This window comes from Halopseudomonas sp. SMJS2, from assembly GCF_029866945.1.
Classification (GTDB): domain Bacteria; phylum Pseudomonadota; class Gammaproteobacteria; order Pseudomonadales; family Pseudomonadaceae; genus Halopseudomonas; species Halopseudomonas bauzanensis.
The window spans coordinates 2,583,262-2,600,045 of record NZ_CP123445.1 but is presented as its reverse complement, the minus strand read 5'-3'; the positions used below and the strand labels follow the sequence as shown (position 1 = coordinate 2,600,045).

The 16,784-nt window shown below is 61.1% G+C and carries 15 protein-coding genes and 1 tRNA gene; 10 read left to right on the top strand and 6 right to left on the bottom strand.

Annotated features, from left to right (window positions below):
• From QAO71_RS12310 to QAO71_RS12300, 3 genes are all read left to right on the top strand, one after another.
• Window positions 1-513: a nicotinamide-nucleotide amidohydrolase family protein gene (locus tag QAO71_RS12310; protein ID WP_036988531.1), complete on the top strand. Its 513-nt coding sequence runs from the start codon at window positions 1-3 to the stop codon at window positions 511-513.
• 220 nt (window positions 514-733) lie between these two features.
• Window positions 734-1,771 carry a recombinase RecA gene (gene recA / locus QAO71_RS12305; RefSeq protein ID WP_280164546.1) on the top strand — a complete coding sequence of 346 codons (1,038 nt, stop codon included), beginning with the start codon at window positions 734-736 and terminating at the stop codon, window positions 1,769-1,771.
• A gap of 67 nt (window positions 1,772-1,838) precedes the next feature.
• On the top strand, window positions 1,839-2,231 hold the full coding sequence (locus tag QAO71_RS12300) for a regulatory protein RecX (RefSeq protein WP_280165685.1): 393 nt from the start codon (window positions 1,839-1,841) through the stop codon (window positions 2,229-2,231).
• Between the two features lie 32 nt (window positions 2,232-2,263).
• Here the strand turns inward: QAO71_RS12300 and QAO71_RS12295 are convergent, their stop codons facing one another.
• Window positions 2,264-2,662 (bottom strand): PA3611 family quorum-sensing-regulated virulence factor, encoded by a 399-nt coding sequence (locus tag QAO71_RS12295; RefSeq protein ID WP_036988539.1) that lies wholly within the window; start codon window positions 2,660-2,662, stop codon window positions 2,264-2,266.
• A gap of 335 nt (window positions 2,663-2,997) precedes the next feature.
• Between QAO71_RS12295 and QAO71_RS12290 the strand changes: the two genes are divergently transcribed.
• The 5 genes from QAO71_RS12290 (at window position 2,998) to QAO71_RS12270 (ending at window position 8,743) form a co-directional block, all read left to right on the top strand.
• Complete coding sequence (locus tag QAO71_RS12290; RefSeq protein ID WP_280164545.1) at window positions 2,998-3,669, top strand: response regulator transcription factor; 672 nt, start codon at window positions 2,998-3,000, stop codon at window positions 3,667-3,669.
• A gap of 2 nt (window positions 3,670-3,671) precedes the next feature.
• Window positions 3,672-4,052, top strand: a complete 381-nt coding sequence (locus tag QAO71_RS12285; RefSeq protein ID WP_280164544.1) for a diacylglycerol kinase — start codon at window positions 3,672-3,674, stop codon at window positions 4,050-4,052.
• A 93-nt stretch (window positions 4,053-4,145) separates the two neighbouring features.
• Window positions 4,146-7,619 (top strand): PAS domain-containing hybrid sensor histidine kinase/response regulator, encoded by a 3,474-nt coding sequence (locus QAO71_RS12280; RefSeq protein WP_280164543.1) that lies wholly within the window; start codon window positions 4,146-4,148, stop codon window positions 7,617-7,619.
• A 78-nt stretch (window positions 7,620-7,697) separates the two neighbouring features.
• Complete coding sequence (locus QAO71_RS12275; RefSeq protein ID WP_074777891.1) at window positions 7,698-8,420, top strand: AzlC family ABC transporter permease; 723 nt, start codon at window positions 7,698-7,700, stop codon at window positions 8,418-8,420.
• Window positions 8,417-8,743, top strand: a complete 327-nt coding sequence (locus tag QAO71_RS12270) for an AzlD domain-containing protein (RefSeq protein ID WP_036988543.1) — start codon at window positions 8,417-8,419, stop codon at window positions 8,741-8,743. Before QAO71_RS12275 ends, QAO71_RS12270 begins: the two co-directional genes overlap by 4 nt.
• On the opposite strand, the gene QAO71_RS12265 is transcribed toward QAO71_RS12270, so the two are convergent.
• Window positions 8,734-9,948 carry an MFS transporter gene (locus QAO71_RS12265; RefSeq protein WP_136868929.1) on the bottom strand — a complete coding sequence of 405 codons (1,215 nt, stop codon included), beginning with the start codon at window positions 9,946-9,948 and terminating at the stop codon, window positions 8,734-8,736. The two genes, QAO71_RS12270 and QAO71_RS12265, sit on opposite strands and share 10 nt — an antisense overlap.
• A gap of 207 nt (window positions 9,949-10,155) precedes the next feature.
• Here QAO71_RS12265 and QAO71_RS12260 point away from each other — a divergent pair, with 207 nt between their 5' ends.
• On the top strand, window positions 10,156-11,259 hold the full coding sequence (locus tag QAO71_RS12260) for an AI-2E family transporter (protein WP_036988546.1): 1,104 nt from the start codon (window positions 10,156-10,158) through the stop codon (window positions 11,257-11,259).
• A 21-nt stretch (window positions 11,260-11,280) separates the two neighbouring features.
• Here QAO71_RS12260 and QAO71_RS12255 read toward each other — a convergent pair whose 3' ends face one another.
• From QAO71_RS12255 to zigA, 3 genes are all read right to left on the bottom strand, one after another.
• Window positions 11,281-12,345 carry a metal-dependent hydrolase gene (locus QAO71_RS12255; protein ID WP_136868930.1) on the bottom strand — a complete coding sequence of 355 codons (1,065 nt, stop codon included), beginning with the start codon at window positions 12,343-12,345 and terminating at the stop codon, window positions 11,281-11,283.
• Window positions 12,345-13,034: a crotonase/enoyl-CoA hydratase family protein gene (locus QAO71_RS12250; RefSeq protein WP_036990008.1), complete on the bottom strand. Its 690-nt coding sequence runs from the start codon at window positions 13,032-13,034 to the stop codon at window positions 12,345-12,347. The genes QAO71_RS12255 and QAO71_RS12250 overlap by 1 nt, the downstream gene beginning before the upstream one ends.
• Window positions 13,035-13,172: 138 nt before the next feature.
• Window positions 13,173-14,378 (bottom strand): zinc metallochaperone GTPase ZigA, encoded by a 1,206-nt coding sequence (zigA, locus tag QAO71_RS12245; protein WP_280164542.1) that lies wholly within the window; start codon window positions 14,376-14,378, stop codon window positions 13,173-13,175.
• Window positions 14,379-14,680: 302 nt separating this feature from the next.
• Here zigA and QAO71_RS12240 point away from each other — a divergent pair.
• Window positions 14,681-14,771 (top strand) — tRNA-Ser (locus QAO71_RS12240).
• 77 nt (window positions 14,772-14,848) lie between these two features.
• On the opposite strand, the gene mqo is transcribed toward QAO71_RS12240, so the two are convergent.
• A complete protein-coding gene (gene mqo, locus QAO71_RS12235; RefSeq protein WP_280164541.1) occupies window positions 14,849-16,585 on the bottom strand; it encodes a malate dehydrogenase (quinone) in 1,737 nt (578 codons plus the stop codon).
• Between the last annotated feature and the right edge of the window lie 199 nt (window positions 16,586-16,784).

Here is a 16,784-nt window from a genome sequence, read left to right as displayed (position 1 = left end):
ATGTCGCAATATGATCCCCTGATCGATTCCGCCGCCGCCCGACTGGGCAATGCATTGCGTCAGCAGGGCCTGCGTGTGACCGCGGCCGAATCCTGTACCGGCGGCGGAATTGCCGAGGCGATAACCCGGGTCAGCGGCAGTTCCGGCTGGTTCGATACCGGCTTCGTCACCTATGCCAATCACAGCAAGGTGCGCTGGCTCGATGTGAGTGAAGAGGACCTGCTGCAGTTCGGCGCAGTCAGCGAGCCGGTAGTGCGGGCCATGGCGGAGGGAGCGCTGGAGGCCGCCGGGGCGGATCTGGCGGTGGCGGTGAGCGGGATTGCCGGGCCCGAGGGCGGCACGCCGGACAAGCCCGTGGGTACCGTCTGGTTTGGCTGGGCTGTCCGTGATCGAGGTGTGCTCAGTCAATGTCGGCGCATCCAGGGCAGCCGCCGGGACGTGCGCGCCCAGGCGGTGTTGCATGGCCTGGAGGGATTGATTATGGAGCTGGAGAAGTTGGCGAGGGCGCGATAGCGTTGCTCGGCACCCATTCGCGGGCAAGCCGCTCCCATTAAGGTGTCTGTAGATGTCGTTGCAGGGGCGAAGCAGAAGGCGTTGCCAATCGCCGCACAGTCTCGATGAAAGGGGGTAGGCGATTCCGGACAACTGTGGAATAATCACTGACCATACATACAGTGTTTTGATTTTCCATTTTTCCGGGGCGCTCGCGTACCCCCATACCAGAGGATGCACAATGGACGACAACAAGAAGAAGGCGCTTTCAGCGGCTTTGAGTCAGATTGAACGTCAATTTGGCAAGGGTGCGGTCATGCGCATGGGCGACCACGAGCGTCAGGCGATCCCGTCGATCTCCACCGGCTCGCTGGGCCTGGATATCGCCCTGGGCCTGGGCGGTCTGCCCAAGGGCCGGATCGTCGAGATCTACGGTCCGGAATCATCCGGTAAAACCACGCTGACCTTGTCGGTTATTGCCCAGGCGCAGAAAAGCGGCGCCACCTGCGCCTTCGTCGATGCCGAGCACGCGCTCGATCCGGAGTACGCCGGCAAGCTGGGCGTGAATGTGGATGACCTCCTGGTGTCCCAGCCGGATACCGGTGAGCAGGCACTGGAAATCACCGATATGCTGGTGCGCTCCAACGCCGTGGACGTGATCATCGTCGACTCCGTGGCGGCACTGGTGCCCAAGGCCGAAATCGAAGGCGACATGGGTGACCACCACGTCGGCGTGCAGGCTCGTCTGATGTCCCAGGCGCTGCGCAAGATTACCGGTAACATCAAGAACGCCAACTGTCTGGTGATCTTCATCAACCAGATTCGCATGAAGATCGGCGTCATGTTCGGCAACCCGGAAACCACCACCGGCGGTAACGCGCTGAAGTTCTACTCCTCGGTGCGTCTGGATATTCGCCGCACCGGTGCGGTGAAGGAAGGCGACGAGGTGATCGGCAGCGAAACCCGAGTCAAGGTAGTGAAGAACAAGGTGGCACCGCCGTTCCGTCAGGCTGAGTTCCAGATTCTGTATGGCACCGGTATCTATCATAATGCCGAGATCATCGACCTGGGCGTGCAGATCGGTCAGATCGAGAAGTCCGGCGCCTGGTACAGCTACAAGAGCAACAAGATCGGGCAGGGCAAGGCCAATGCGGCCAAGTTCCTGGCTGACAACCCGCAGATCGCCGATGAGATCGAAAAGGCCATCCGTGATGAGTTGCTTCCCAAGGCCAGCAGCAAGACGGCTGCGGTCGAAGAGAATGCCGATCTTGACGGCTGATATCGGCAACTGACGCGTGTTAGGTAAACAGAGCCTGGATACCCCGGCGGCTATCCGCCGCTCGGCGATGGATCTGCTGGCCCGGCGCGAACACAGCTACGCCGAGCTAGTGCGCAAGCTGCGCCAGCGGGGCGCAGCAACCGAGATGGCGGAAATGGAGCTGGATCGGTTGCAGGAGCAGGGGCTGCTCAGCGATGAGCGCTTCTGCGAGGCTTACGTCTATTCCCGCAGCCAGCGCGGTTATGGCCCGGTCCGGCTGCGCGAAGAGCTACGCCAGCGCGGCGTGGCCGAGCGGCTGATCGACGAAGTACTGCGTGATGGTGCCTGGGATTGGGCCGCTCTGGCCCAGATGGCCTTCGCCAAACGCTTCCCTGAAGGTCCGGCCAGTGACCTCAAGGAGCGAGCGAGGCAGCAACGCTTCATGCAATATCGCGGCTTCGGTGGCTACTTCTCGAACTGACTCCATGTGGGGCTACTTTGCTCCCGACATGCTTACATGGCCTGGCAGTGATCGGCCACGAAACTCTGGGTCAGCACCGGCTGGTTGGAGTCAGCCAGCACGAAGTGGTAAGTCAACGTGGCACCCATGTCCAGCAGACGGCGAAAGCGCTGGTCGGCACAAACACTGCTTTGCAGCTGGCTGCGCACTACCAGTGGGTCACTCTGCATGCGCGAGGCATAAGCAGGGTCCACGGTCAGGTGATTGATGAGCTCCTGCCCTTCGGCAGTGAAGCCTTCATCCACAATATTGGCATTGACCTGCCGCGGGGTACCCTTGCTGCTTTGCTGAGCGACACTCTTCAACGTCGCTTCCAGACGGGTTTCGCGCAAAGATGCGGCCTGGCTGGGCAGGGCGATCAACAGGGCAATCATGACGATAAGGTAACGCATAGGTTCTCCACCGGGCTGTATTCATATCTGCGAGCGTACATCTGTGACCGCCTTCGCCCCGACTGGTTCTGAGGAGGGAGGAATTTTCCTCAGTGATGGACTGACGGCTCCTGCTGGCTTCGAGGCTGGTAATGATCGCAGCAAGGGAGGCTACTGTATCCGTTTGCGTGACCGCCTGTAACGTGCAGCCGATCCGAGCGTTGCAGCATAACCGGAGAAAGACCACGAATGAGCCATCAGGTTCCGGCAAACAAATTGACGGATGCTGTCTCCGATGTCAGGCTGTGTCGCTGCGCGATGACATATCCGGACACACGACACAGGCAGGAAGCGGCATGGGGCCCATCTACGAGATTCTGATTGCGGACGATCATCCATTGTTTCGCAGCGCGCTGTTTCAGGCGCTGAGCAGTGGCCTGAGCGCCGAAATCAAGTTGACCGAAGCCGGTTCGATTGCCGAATTGCAGGCCTTGCTCGACCAGCGCAGCAGCTGGGATCTGGTGCTGCTCGATCTGAACATGCCCGGCGCCCACGGCTTCTCTGGCCTGGTACTGCTGCGCAGCCATTACCCTCATGTGCCGGTGATCGTCATATCCGCCCAGGAAGAGGCCGCTGTGGTCAAGCGTGCGCGGGATTTTGGCGCCAGTGGCTTCATTCCCAAATCCTCCAGCCTGGAGGATATCCAGACGTCGGTGCAGGATGTGCTGGATGGCGACGTCTGCTGGCCGGCGCAGGTCAATGAGGATGTCGCCCCGCTGAGTGCCGAGGAAGAAGCTATCAGTGCCCAGTTGGCCAGTCTGACTCCGCAGCAGTTCCGGGTTCTGAGCATGGTCTGCGATGGTTTGCTGAACAAGCAGATCGCCTATGAGCTGAGCGTGTCCGAGGCGACCATCAAGGCGCATGTAACGGCCATCTTCCGCAAGCTGGGGGTACGCACCCGCACCCAGGCGGCCCTCGCGCTGCAGCATATGGAGCTGGCCAAGTCGGGCCGCCAGTCGCACTCCTGAACATGGAGCCGACGGAAAACCCCTATAAAGGCATCACCGGCGCAAGACGCATCTGGCGCGCCTGTGGCTATTCGCTGGATGGGCTCAAAGTCGCCTATCGGGGTGAAGCGGCGTTCCGACAACTGGTCTGGCTGGCGCTGGTCTTGATTCCGGTCGCCTGTGTGTTGCCGGTGTCGGCGGTCGCCAAGGCCCTGCTGATCGCCTGCGTGGTGCTGTCGCTGGTGGTGGAGTTGCTGAATTCCGCCATCGAGGCGGCTATCGATCGTATTTCCCTGGAACGGCATCCGTTGTCCAAGGCGTCCAAGGACATGGGCAGCGCCGCGCAGATGTTGAGTCTGTTCCTGATTGCGGTGGTCTGGGGGCTGGTGCTGCTGGGCGGTTGAGGGATACTTCGACTTAGGTCTGAGGCGCCGCTTCTGGGCAAAGTGACCGCTGCCTGCCAGACTACGCACTCTTCATTTCGAGATTGACCGTCAATGATGCTTTCCGGCGGACTGGTTGCGTCCACCTTCCTGATCTACATGGCTTGCCTGTTCGCCATCGCCTTCTGGGGTGATCGGCAGACGGGCGAGTTCAGCCCGCGTGTGCGGGTCTGGGTCTACAGCCTGTCGTTGGCGGTGTGGTGTACCAGTTGGACCTTCTTCGGTGCGGTGGGCATGGCGGCGGGCCAGATCTGGGACTTCCTGCCGATCTATATCGGTCCGGTGATCCTGTTCATGCTGGGCTGGCGGCTGTACGCCCGGATGCTGGCGATCAGCAAACAGGAAAACATCACCTCCATCGCCGACTTCATTGCCTCGCGTTATGGCAAATCCCAGGGTTTGGGGGTGGTGGTGGCGCTGCTGTGTCTGGTCAGCGTACTGCCCTATATCGCCTTGCAGCTCAAGGGCATCGTGCTGGGCTTTACCTTGCTGACGGGGCAGGGAGCGGCCCTGGCTGAAGGCGCGCAGGGAGCGGAGGATACCGCGCTGGTGGTGACTTTCCTGCTGGCGCTGTTCACCATCCTGTTCGGCACCCGGAGTCTGGATGCCACCGAGCACCATCGCGGCATGATGCTGGCCATTGCCTTCGAGTCGCTGGTCAAGCTGCTGGCCTTCATTGCGGTGGGGGTGTTCGTCACCTTCGGGCTGTTCGGCGGTTTCGCCGATCTGCTGGAGCGGGCGGGTAACAGCGCCGAGCTGGCCGAATATTGGCAGCGCGAGACCATGCACACCAATCTGCTGTTCCAAACCTTCATCGCGATCCTGGCGTTTCTCTGTTTGCCCCGGCAGTTCCAGGTGACGGTGGTGGAGAATATCCAGTCGTCCGACCTGCGTATGGCGCGCTGGGTGTTTCCCGCCTATCTGGTGCTGGCCGGGTTGTTCGTGGTGCCGATCAGCCTGGCCGGACAATTGAGCTTCGGCTCGGCCTATTCCCCCGACTCCTACGTGATCAATCTGCCGCTGATGGAAGGGCAGCCGGTACTGGCGTTGCTGGCTTTCCTGGGTGGGGCCTCGGCGGCTACCGGCATGGTGATCGTGGCGGCGATTGCATTGAGTACCATGGTGTCCAACGACGTGGTATTGCCGCTGCTGCTGCGCAAGCAGAAACAGTCGGAGCGTTCCTACGAGGAGTTCCGCGGCTGGCTGCTGAATATCCGCCGCAGCAGTATCCTAATCATCCTGCTGCTGGCCTACGTGGTCTATCGCATGATCGGCAGTGCCGGCAGTCTGGCCAATACCGGGCAGATCGCCTTCGCCGCCATCGCCCAGCTGGCACCGGCGATGTTCGGCGCGCTGTTCTGGAAGCAGGCCAATCGCACCGGCGTGTTCGCCGGATTGGTGGTGGGTATCGGATTGTGGCTATACCTGCTGATTCTGCCGGTGCTGGGCATCAATGGCACCGCGGACTGGCCGCTGCTGGCCGAGATGTACAGCAATGCCTTCGGCTTGCCAGTCGATGGTCTTACCCTGGGCAGCATGATCGCGCTGGGCTGTAACTTTGCGGTATTCGTCGTGGTATCCACCTTCAGTCGCACCCGGGTGCTGGAGCACTGGCAGGCCAGCCGCTTCGTCAGCCTGGACGGCGATCAATGGGCCGACGGCCCCAGCCGAGCGATGCTGCGGGTCACCGTGGATGATCTGCTGACGTTGGCCGCACGCTTCGTCGGTGACGAGCGCGCCCGCGCCGGTTTCGAGCGCTTTGCCGAAGCCCAGGATGTGGCCTTTATCCCGAGCCAGGTTGCTGACAGCAGCTGGATCACCCAGACCGAACGCCTGCTGGCCGGGGTGCTGGGTGCCTCGTCGGCGCGGGTGGTGGTAAAGGCCGCGATCGAGGGACGCGACATGCACTTCGAGGATGTGGTGCGCATCGTCGACGAGGCGTCCGAGGTACTGCAGTTCAACCGCGGGTTGCTGCAGGGCGCTATCGAAAATATCACCCAGGGCATCAGCGTGGTGGACAAGGAACTGCGCCTGGTGGCCTGGAATCACCGCTACCTGGAGATGTTCCAGTATCCCGAGGGGCTGATCACCATCGGCCGGCCGATCGCCGACCTTATCCTGTGCAATGCCCGGCGTGGCTTGTGTGGTCCGGGCAATCCGCAGATGCATGTGGACAAGCGGGTCAACTGGATGCGTCGGGGCACCGCCCATCGCTCGGAGCGGTTGTTTCCCAATGGGCGGGTGATCGAGATTATTGGCAATCCGATGCCCGGCGGCGGCTTTGTCATGAGTTTTACCGATATTACCGCGTTCCGCGAAGCCGAGAAGGGGCTCAAGGAGTCCAACGAGGGGCTGGAACAGCGGGTCGTCGAGCGTACCCGGGAACTGTCCGAGTTGAACCAGGCGCTGATCCAGGCCAAGGCGCAGACCGAGCAGGCCAGCCAGTCCAAAGGGCGGTTCCTCACCGCCGTGAGCCATGATCTGATGCAGCCGATGAATGCGGCACGCCTGTTCTCCGCCTCGCTGGCGCATCAGCCCAACCTGCCACAGGAAGCTCAGGAGCTGGTACGGCATCTGGACACCTCACTGCGCTCAGCCGAGGATCTGATTTCCGATCTGCTGGACCTGTCGCGGTTGGAGTCCGACCGCATTACCCCGGAATGGAGCAGCTTCCAGCTCACCGAGCTGATCGAGCCGCTGCGTATCGAATTCGGTGCGCTGGCGGCGGAGCAGGGCGTCGACCTGCGGGTTTACGGCAGCCGTTTGCGGGTGCGCAGTGATATCCGGCTGCTGCGCCGGGTGCTGCAGAACTTTCTCACCAACGCCTTCCGTTACGCGGCCAATTCCCGGGTGGTACTGGGCATGCGCCGGTTGCCAGGCAAGGTGCGCATCGAGGTCTGGGACCAGGGGCCGGGTATCCCGCGGGACAAACTGCAAACCATCTTCGAGGAATTCCAGCGGCTGGACAACCATCGCACTCAGGCTGAGAAGGGACTGGGTCTCGGGCTCGCCATCGCCGATGGCCTGTGCCGGGTGCTGGGTCATGAGCTGGCGGTGCGCTCCTGGCCGGGCCATGGCAGTGTATTCAGCGTGACGGTGCCGGTGGACAGCTATGATCGTCGGACCCGCACACCCCACGCGCAAAGCGCGCCGGCACTGAGCGGTGCCCAGGTGCTGTGCATCGATAACGAGCCGAATATCCTCACCGGCATGAACAGCCTGCTGAGCCGCTGGCAATGCAATGTCGCGGTGGCCCGCGATCGTGGGGAAGTGCAGCAGTTGCTGGACTCGGGTTTCTGCCCCGAGCTGGTCCTGGTCGATTACCACCTGGATGATGGCGATACCGGTATCGAGCTGATGAGCTGGCTGCGAGAGCTGTCCGCCACCACGCTGCCGGGTGTGGTGATCAGCGCCGACGGGCGCGATGAGCTGATCATGCGTATCCGCCTCAATGGCCTGGATTACCTGCCCAAACCGGTGAAGCCGGCGGCGTTGCGAGCGCTGATCAGTCGCTACGTCAATCTCTGACGCGGCGGACGAGCAAGCTGATAGAATCCGATGACGCCCCCTCGGGCGTCTCCTTCCGTACCAACAATCGAGATCATGATGTCACGTTCGAGAGAGCTGCTGCTCGGCATGCGCGATACCATTCCCATGCTGGTTGGCGCGTTGCCGTTCGGTATCGTCTTCGGCACCCTTGCCGTCTCCTCCGGCCTGTCGATCAGTGCGACGCTGGCCATGTCCGCGCTGGTGTTCGCCGGCTCCGCCCAGTTCGTCGCTGCCAGTCTGGTGGCGTCTGGTGCGGGGCTGGTGGTGATTCTGCTGACTACCTTGATCGTCAACCTGCGCCATGCGCTGTACAGCGCCAGTCTGCTGCCCCATGTGCGGCACCTGCCGCAACGCTGGCGGGTGCCGCTGGCGTTCTGGCTGACCGATGAAAGCTTTGCCGTGGTACACCGGCACTACCTGCTCGACAAGGGGCCGCTGGAACACAAGCACTGGTATTTTCTGGGCTCCTGCCTGGCCATGTACAGCGTGTGGTTTGTCTGCACCCTCGTCGGCGTGTTGCTCGGTCAGGCGCTGCCGGGGCTGGCTGATTGGGGGCTGGATTTCGCCATGGTGGCCACCTTCATCGGCATTGTCGTGCCCCTGCTGCGCAATCGGCCGATGATCATCGCCGCCCTGGTGGCGGGCGGTACTGCGGTGCTGGCCCATGGGCTGCCGTACCAGTTGGGCCTGATGCTGGCGGCGCTGCTCGGAGTTGTGGCCGGGGTATTGGCTGAGCATGCAGCGGGGCGAGAGCGCCTGACTGTGCCGGAGGTCGAATGAGCAGCTTCGAGATTGCCCTGATCCTGGGTATGGCGGTCATCACCTTCGTCATCCGCTACACCCTGTTCGCCGTCGGCCACCGGGTGCGTTTCAATCCGCTGGTGGCGCGGGCGCTGACCTATGTGCCGGTGGCGGTGCTGACGGCCATTGTTGCGCCGATCATGCTCATGCCGGACGGTGATGGCCTGCAATTGACCCTGGATAATGCTTACCTGGTCGGCGGGGTTGCCGCCATCCTCATTGCCGCCCGCTGGCGTAATCTGCTGGCGACCATCGCCGGCGGCATGCTGTGCTTCTTCCTCTGGCGCTGGTTCTATGGCTGAAGCCGGTGGCGCAACAGCATGATGCTCAGCGCCGCGCAGCAGATCAGCCCGATAAAGCCGAGCATGCTGTTCACCAGGCCGATCTGATCACTGGCAAAACCGATGCTCAGCACCACGGTGGCCATGGTCAGGTAGGCGGCCAGATAGAAGGCCGAGGTCGTTGCGCCCCGTTCGGCAGGGGGCGCCGCGCGGGCGATCGACACGGTAGCAACCACACCAATGGCACCGGCAGCCATACCCGTGATCAGGGTTGCCGCGATGAACAGCCAGACCGATGCCTGCCACACGGCGCCGCCCAGTGCGAGCAGGCCGGTGATCAGCAGGAGTGGGCCGGCGATGATCAGCCGATTGAGCGGCTGGCGCTGGGCGGCAAACTGGCTCAGCCCGGCCACCAGCTGCCACGCTGCCGCGAACAACCCGGCCATGGCCAGATCATCGATGCCGATCAGCTCCCGTGCCAGGGTCGGCCCCAGCGACGAATACAGGCTGCCGGTGGACCAGGCCAGGGAAATGGCCGCAGCAGCGAACAGGAAGATACCCAGCAGCGCACGCGGCACCTTGATCGGCGTGGGTCGCCAGGCGCGCAGGCGAAAGCCCGGCTGGCGCTGTCCCAGGTTGGCAGGCCAGGGCGCGCTTATCAGCATGATCAGAGTGGTGATACACAGCGCCACGGCCACCAGAAACGGCCACACATCGCCATGGTCGGTCCAGCGCAACATCAGTGAGCTGACTGTCGGGCCGGTAGCGGCGCCCAGAGTGAAGGCCAGTGCCGTGAGAATCGCGCCCCGGGCCCAGTTGCCATCCGGTTCGAGTTCCACCACGGCCGCCGTTGCCGCGCCGGTGACCATGCCGGTGCCGATACCGGTGAGCAGGCGCGCCAGGGCCAGTTCATAGATATCCCCGGCCAGCATGAAGATAATCGAGCCGGACAGGATGAACAGCAAGCCCGGTACCAGGACCTGCCGCCGGCCAAGCTGGTCCGACAGCGAGCCCAAGGTCAGCAGGGTGATGACCACGCCCAGCACATACACCGAGAAGACTGCAGTCAACGCCGTGGCGGAAAAACCCCAGCTCTGCTGCCAGACAGCGTACAGAGGGGTGGGCATGTGGCTGGCAAGAATGGTGGTGAACAGCGCCAGCATGCACGCGGCAATGGGCAGGGTATTTCTGCTGTTCAGGGCGGAAGGCGCCTCCGGGCTGGGCATTCAGGGTATCTCGCGGGCGGAAAACCGCACCATTATCGCAGATGGGGCGATAGGATGGGCGCCACATCGTGTATCAATCGGACTTATGCGGCATCCATCGGATAACAGCTGGTAAAAGTATTCCCGCTGCCGCTCCGCGTCCTGCTGTTATGATGGTTGGGCGATCGTGGAATCGACCCGGCCATTAACGGACAACGAAGGGAGCCTATGAGTACAACGCCACCCCCATCTATCATGCCGTCGAATACTGCGGCACGCTGGCTATTGCTACTGGTAATCATCGCCGGGATCTATTTCTTCCACGGTTTTATTGTCCCGGTCCTGGCTGCGCTGATCATCGCCTTTGCCAGTTGGCCGCTGTTCCAGCGACTGCTGCGGCTATGTGGCGGTAGTCGAACGCTGGCTGCGACAGTCGCCATTCTACTGATTCTCGGGGTACTGATCGTGCCGTTGACCATGGCGTTTTCCTTCGCCCTGGAAGAGGCGCAGGTGTGGATGGCCTGGTTGGTGGAGGCCAACCGTGAAGGGACCGATGTGCCTGGCTGGATCGCCGCACTGCCACTGGTCGGCTCCTGGCTGGCCGAGCAATGGGACGAGTATCTGAATCATCCCCACGCCATCAGTGAAATCATCCAGATGGCCAGTGGTCAACACCTGGGCAACATCTCCCGTGTGATCATGGCCATGAGCGGCATGGCTTTTTCCCTGGCTCTGGCGCTGCTGTTCATGCTGATTACGCTGTTCTTTCTGTACCGTGATGGCTACGTGTTGGTTAGGCAGGTCGACCGGGTCGGTGAGGAAGTGCTGCCAGCACGCTGGCAGCGGTTCTCGCGCATGGTGCCGGCGACGGTTACCTCGACAGTCATCGGCATGGGCCTGATCGCCATCGGCGAAGGTATCATCCTTGGCATCGCCTACTGGGTCGCTGGTGTGCCATCGCCGGTAGCGCTGGGGTTGATCACCGGGGTCATGGCGCTGATTCCCGGAGGCGCGCCGCTCGCCTTCACCCTGGTGTCGCTGTACCTGATCGGCAGTGGCGACACCGTGGCGGGGGTGGGCCTGTTCATCTGGGGTTCGGTGGAGCTGTTCATTGTCGACAAGACCATCCGTCCCTCGCTGGTCGGTGGCCCGATCAAGCTGCCGTTCCTGCTGACATTCTTTGGCCTGATCGGCGGGGTCACCACCATGGGGCTGGTCGGCCTGTTCATTGGCCCGGTGTTGATGGCGTTGCTGCTGGCCATCTGGCGGGAGTGGGTGCACGAAGAAGATACCGCAGCGGTACTGGTCGCCGATTATCAGGAGTCACGCTAAGCGCCGCCTTGAGTGGTGGGCTCAAGGCAGCGTGGGCGGCAATGTCAGCGGTTCGGCCAGGCGTACCAGAGAGACCGGGTAATGCTCATCCAGCGCGCGCCGCTGCAGCCAGGACAGTGCCTGCAGCTCGGCACTCGGCGCTGGCCATAGCTCGGCGAACTCGATCAGTTCGGCATCCTGCCCGTCTGGCCCAACCGTAGCCAGGGCGAAGCGGAATGGATGGTAGCCGGTCATCCCCAACCGCAGGTCGGTGACTACCCACTGGTCATCGATCAGGTCATAGCGCAGCAGATCACCGGCAAACCAGCGCAGGCGCTGGTGTTGTGGCGAGTCCAGCAACACGGGCTGCGCCGCGCTGGCGTGGCGCGATAAACGCTCAAGCTGCACTGGCTGGCGGTCGAACCAACTGACCAACCCTTCGTAATAATCATCCCCGTCTACCGCCACCACACGCCATAACACCGTATTGAAGGGCGTAGGAGAGGTGAAGGTGGCTTGCGGCTGGATGCCCGCATTGGCCAGGGCTTGTTCCAGCCGGTGATCGGCCATCTGCTTGCCCGCCAGGGTGCTCGCCAGATACAGGCTGCTGAAGGCCAGCGCGGCATATTGCAGACGCAGACCGCTACGCCTGCGCAGCCCCAATACCAGCCCGGCGATAACCGCCAGCAGTAACGGCAGGGTGTACAGCGGATCGATGATGAAGATGCTGGAGATCGCCACCGGTGGCGTCGTCAGCGGCCAGAACAGCTGGGTGCCATAGGTAGTGAAGGCATCCAGTAACACATGGGTGATCAGGATCAGCCAGATGCAGAACCAGAGCCGGACGCCGCTGTACTCAGGATGCGGACGAAAACGCCGCACTGCCCAGGCCAGCAGCACACTCACGACGCTCAGTACCAACAGGGAATGGCTGAAACCACGGTGATAGGTCATGTTGGCGACGGCATCGCCGTAGTCCAGCACGACATCCAGATCCGGCAGCGTGCCCAGTATCGCTCCATACAGCAGGGCCTTGCGGCCCTGCCAACGTCCGAGCAGGGCGCCCTGTATCGACGCGCCCAGCACTGCCTGAGTGATGGAGTCCATCAGAGATTATGCAGCTTGTCTTCGGCGATCGACTGATCCAGCAACTCCAGCAGCGCCTTGCGGGTCTTCAGCTTGGTATTGCGATGGGCAGTCATGTTCAGCTTGGTCAGCTGCGCGGCCATGGCCATGGTTTCAGTCTCCAGTGCCTCGGCAGGGACCACCCGATCGAGGAAGCCTGCTGTCACCGCGTCGGTGGGCGAGAACAGCTCGGCGTTGATCACTGAACGGGTGAAGGCGCTGTGGGTCAGACGTGCCCGGGCCAGTTCAATGCCGACATGGTGCATGGTCATGCCGATGGCCACTTCATTGAGACCAATCTTGAATGGGCCTTCGACGCCGATACGGTAATCAGCTGACAGCAGCAAAAAGGCGCCTTTGGCAATGGCGTGGCCGGTGCACATTGTCATTACCGGATAGGGATGGGCCAGCAGGCGACGGGACAGTGTCGAGCCAATGGCAACCAGCCCCTTGGCCGCTTCGGGGCTGGAGGTCATGACCTTGAGGTCATAACCGCCGGAGAAGATCCCTTCCTTGCCCTTGATGACTACCACCGCACGGTCCTGCTCGGCCCGGTCCAGGGCGGCATTGAACGCCTCGAACAGCTCGGGCGACAGGGCGTTGGCCTTGCCATTATCCAGCGCCAATACGGCAACACCATCGGAAAAACTGTAGGAAACCAGCTCGCTCATCCAGGAACCCTCATCGATTATTATCAGCCAGCCACGAGCCAGCATACGTCTGGCAGTTTACCAGGATAGCGGTGACTGGCGAGTCTCTAATACATTGCCCTTTGAGCAGGGTTTCCGCATCGTCCATTGGTGCGCTTGTCAGGCAACATCTTCGCTCCATGCGCCGAAGGGATCGGGCAACTGCTCCCAGCTGGCCAAGCCGGCCGCCATTTCCTGATCATCCAGCAGGCAGGCGTTCAGCTCGGCGGTCAGTTGTTCGAAGTTGATGTTCTGGCCAATGAACACCAGTTCCTGGCGGCAATCGCCTGTCTCACCATCCCAATGAGCAAGGATGGACTGTAGTGCTTCCTCGTCCTGCGGCCATTGAGTTTTCGATACAAAGCGCCACCAATTTCCTGCCAGGTCATGGCGCATCAGCCCGCCTGCCTGGGACCAACTACCTGCTTCACGGTATTTGCTGGCCAGCCAGAAATAGCCCTTGGAGCGCAGCAACCGACCGTTTTGCCAGGGACGAGTGAGGAAATCGTAGAAACGTTCGGGATGAAAGGGGCGACGGGCGCGGTAGGCGCAAGAAGCGATGCCATATTCCTCGCTTTCCGGGACGTGCTCGCCGCGCATTTCCTGTAGCCACCCCGGAGCCTGGGCGGCACGCTCGAAGTCGAAACGGCCGGTATCGAGAATCTTCTCCAGCGGTATTCGGCCCATACTCATAGGCAAGACTTCCGCGTGCGGGTTGAGGCTATGGAGTATGGCCGACAGCTCGTTGAACTCGACGCTGGAGATCAGATCGATCTTGCTGATCAGAATCACATCGGCAAACTCGACCTGCTCGATCAACAGGTCAGTGATAGTGCGCTCATCTTCCTGGCCCAGCGTCTCGCCACGGCTGGCCAGGCTTTCCGAGTCGTGGAAGTCACGCAGGAAATTGACGCCGTCGACGACGGTGACCATGGTGTCCAGGCGTGTCAGGTCCGACAGGCTAGAGCCCTGCTCATCGCGGAAGGTGAACGTCTCGGCCACCGGTAGTGGCTCGGAGATACCGGTGGATTCGATCAACAGATAGTCGAAGCGTCCCTCTCGGGCCAGGCGACTGACTTCCTCCAGCAGGTCCTCGCGCAAAGTGCAGCAAATACATCCATTGCTCATCTCCACCAGCTTCTCTTCAGCGCGATTCAGGGTTACCTCGCGCTGTACCTCGCTGCTGTCGATATTGATTTCGCTCATATCATTGACGATCACCGCGACTCGGCGGTTGTCGCGATTCTTCAGTACATGGTTGAGCAACGTGCTTTTGCCGGCGCCAAGAAATCCGGACAGTACGGTAACGGGAAGTTGGTGAATCATTGGATAAATCTCGATGTCGGTTGGGAGATGCAATCGTTCAGTGGTTATCGAATTGTTATAATGTAACATGTAATTGAAGTGTTTGTAGCTGATCGATGGGAGATTTTCCGCTGGATCCTGGCTCGTTGGCGCCCGGCAGCCGTTTTATCGCCGACCTTGGTGGCTCTCATGAAACGGCTCTGGACCCAAGGGTGCGATCGCGCCGGCAGTGGGGCGGCATCTTGAAATAGCGTTTGCCAAACCGGCTTGGTTTAGGTACATTAGCGCGCCTCGGAACAGGGGAAACCCAGTACCGAGATTGCGGAGAGCTGTCCGAGTGGCTGAAGGAGCACGCCTGGAAAGTGTGTATACGTTAATAGCGTATCGAGGGTTCGAATCCCTCGCTCTCCGCCAGATAAACGCAACAAAGCCCCTTTTACAGGGGCTTTGTTGTTTCTGGTCAGCTAGGATCGTTCTGTGCCCGCGGTGGCCTATCGGTCTGTTGCACTCTCCCTGCGCTCTTCTTCATCAGCATTCTCCACATCGCCAACTTCGCCACTCTCTGGCTCGGTAGTTTGCTCGAAGGTTTCGCTGCTGTCCTCGGTCGCCTGTGCTTCACTGCTGTCGTCAGTGGTCATATTGGCCAGAATAAACGCTTCCTGACCTTCCAGCTGCAGCACCCGTGCAGTGTTGAGTCGCACCTCGCGCAACAGCTCCGGATCATCCGCCAGTTTCATATCCAGCGAAGGGATGATTTCCTTGAGTTTGGTTTGCCATTCTTCGCTTTCGACCCGGTCAGGAAATACGCGCGTCAGCAGGTTGAGCATGATCGGTGGCGCGGTGGAGGCGCCAGGCGAGGCGCCCAATAGGGCAGACATGGTGCCATCCTCGGACACGACCGCTTCGGTACCAAACTGCAATTTGCTGCCATCATCGGTTTTCTTGATGATCTGCACCCGTTGCCCGGCGGTCCAGAGTTGCCAGTCGTCAGGGTTGGCTTCGGGATAATATTCACGCAGCGCGTCCAGGCGATCCTCACGGTCCTGCATCACTTCTCCCACCAGATAACGCACCAGACCGAAATTGCTCAGCCCGACTTTCATCATGGGCAGCACATTACTGAAGGTCATGGAATCGAAGAGGTTGGTCCAGGAACCTGCTTTCAGGAATCTGGTGGAAAACGTAGCGAAGGGACCGAAGAACAACGTTGGCGTGCCATCCAGGTAACGTAGATCCAGATGAGGTACGGACATGGGCGGCGAGCCCTCCGCAGCCAGGCCGTAGACCTTGGCCTGGTGGCGTGACACGACGTCTGGGTTGGTGGTGTAGAGGAAGGAGCCACCTACAGGGAAACCGCCGTAGTGCTTGGCTTCGGGGATACCGGATTCCTGCAGCAGCAACAGGGCCGCTCCTCCCGCTCCGTTGAACACATAGCGGCTGTTGACGATAGTCTCTTCGCCGCTATCGACATCCGCGACCGTGATCCGCCAGGTATTATCTTCGTTGCGCTCCAATTCGCGCACTTCGCTACCGGTAGTCAGGGTTACGTTCGGCTGGTTGGCTAAGTGGTCTGCCAATTGACGTGTCAGCACACCCCAATTGACCTCGGTGCCGAGGTCCATACGAGTGGCCGCCATGGGGGTATTGTCTTCACGACCGTCCATGACCAGCGGCATCCACTCGGCGATCGTGGCGTTGTCCTCGGTATATTCCATGCCGGCATACAGCGGGATGCTCGACATCTTCTGGTAACGCTCGCTCAGGAAATCAATGTTCTCCTGGCCCCAGACAACGCTCATGTGTGGAACTGTGGAAATAAAACTCTGCGGGTCACGGAGCGCGCCCCGTTCGACCTGGTGCGCCCAGAATTGGCGCGATATCTCGAACTGCTCGGTGACATTGATGGCCCGGGCAATATCAACGCTTCCATCTTCATCCTGGGGAGTGTAATTCATCTCGCAGAAAGCCGAGTGCCCCGTCCCAGCATTGTTCCAGCCGTCTGAACTTTCCTGAGCGATGCCGTCCCTGCGCTCGTAAAGTCGGATATTCCAGTCGGGCTCCAGCTCGTTTAGCCAGGTGGCCAGCGTCACACTCATGGTGCCGCCGCCAATCAGGGTGATGTCGACGATCTCGCCGCCGCCCCGCGCGCCGTCCCCGCTCTGGGCAAAGGTATGCCCTGGAAGCAGGCAGAGAGAGAAGCATAGCGCTGCAACAATATTGTTTTTCATAGCAGTCTCGATTTGCTGGATGGCTGAAAACCTTCCGCTAGTTGACCTGTCCGTCGCACGCCGAGGAGAGCGGAAAGTACACGCACTACTATGGACTACGTGGAGGCTGGATCAGTTGCAAAGATTAGGCTGTGCAGGCGTCAGTGGCGCTGAATCAATACGCAACGGATCAGCCGCCAGGGACTGTGAAATCCGGTCA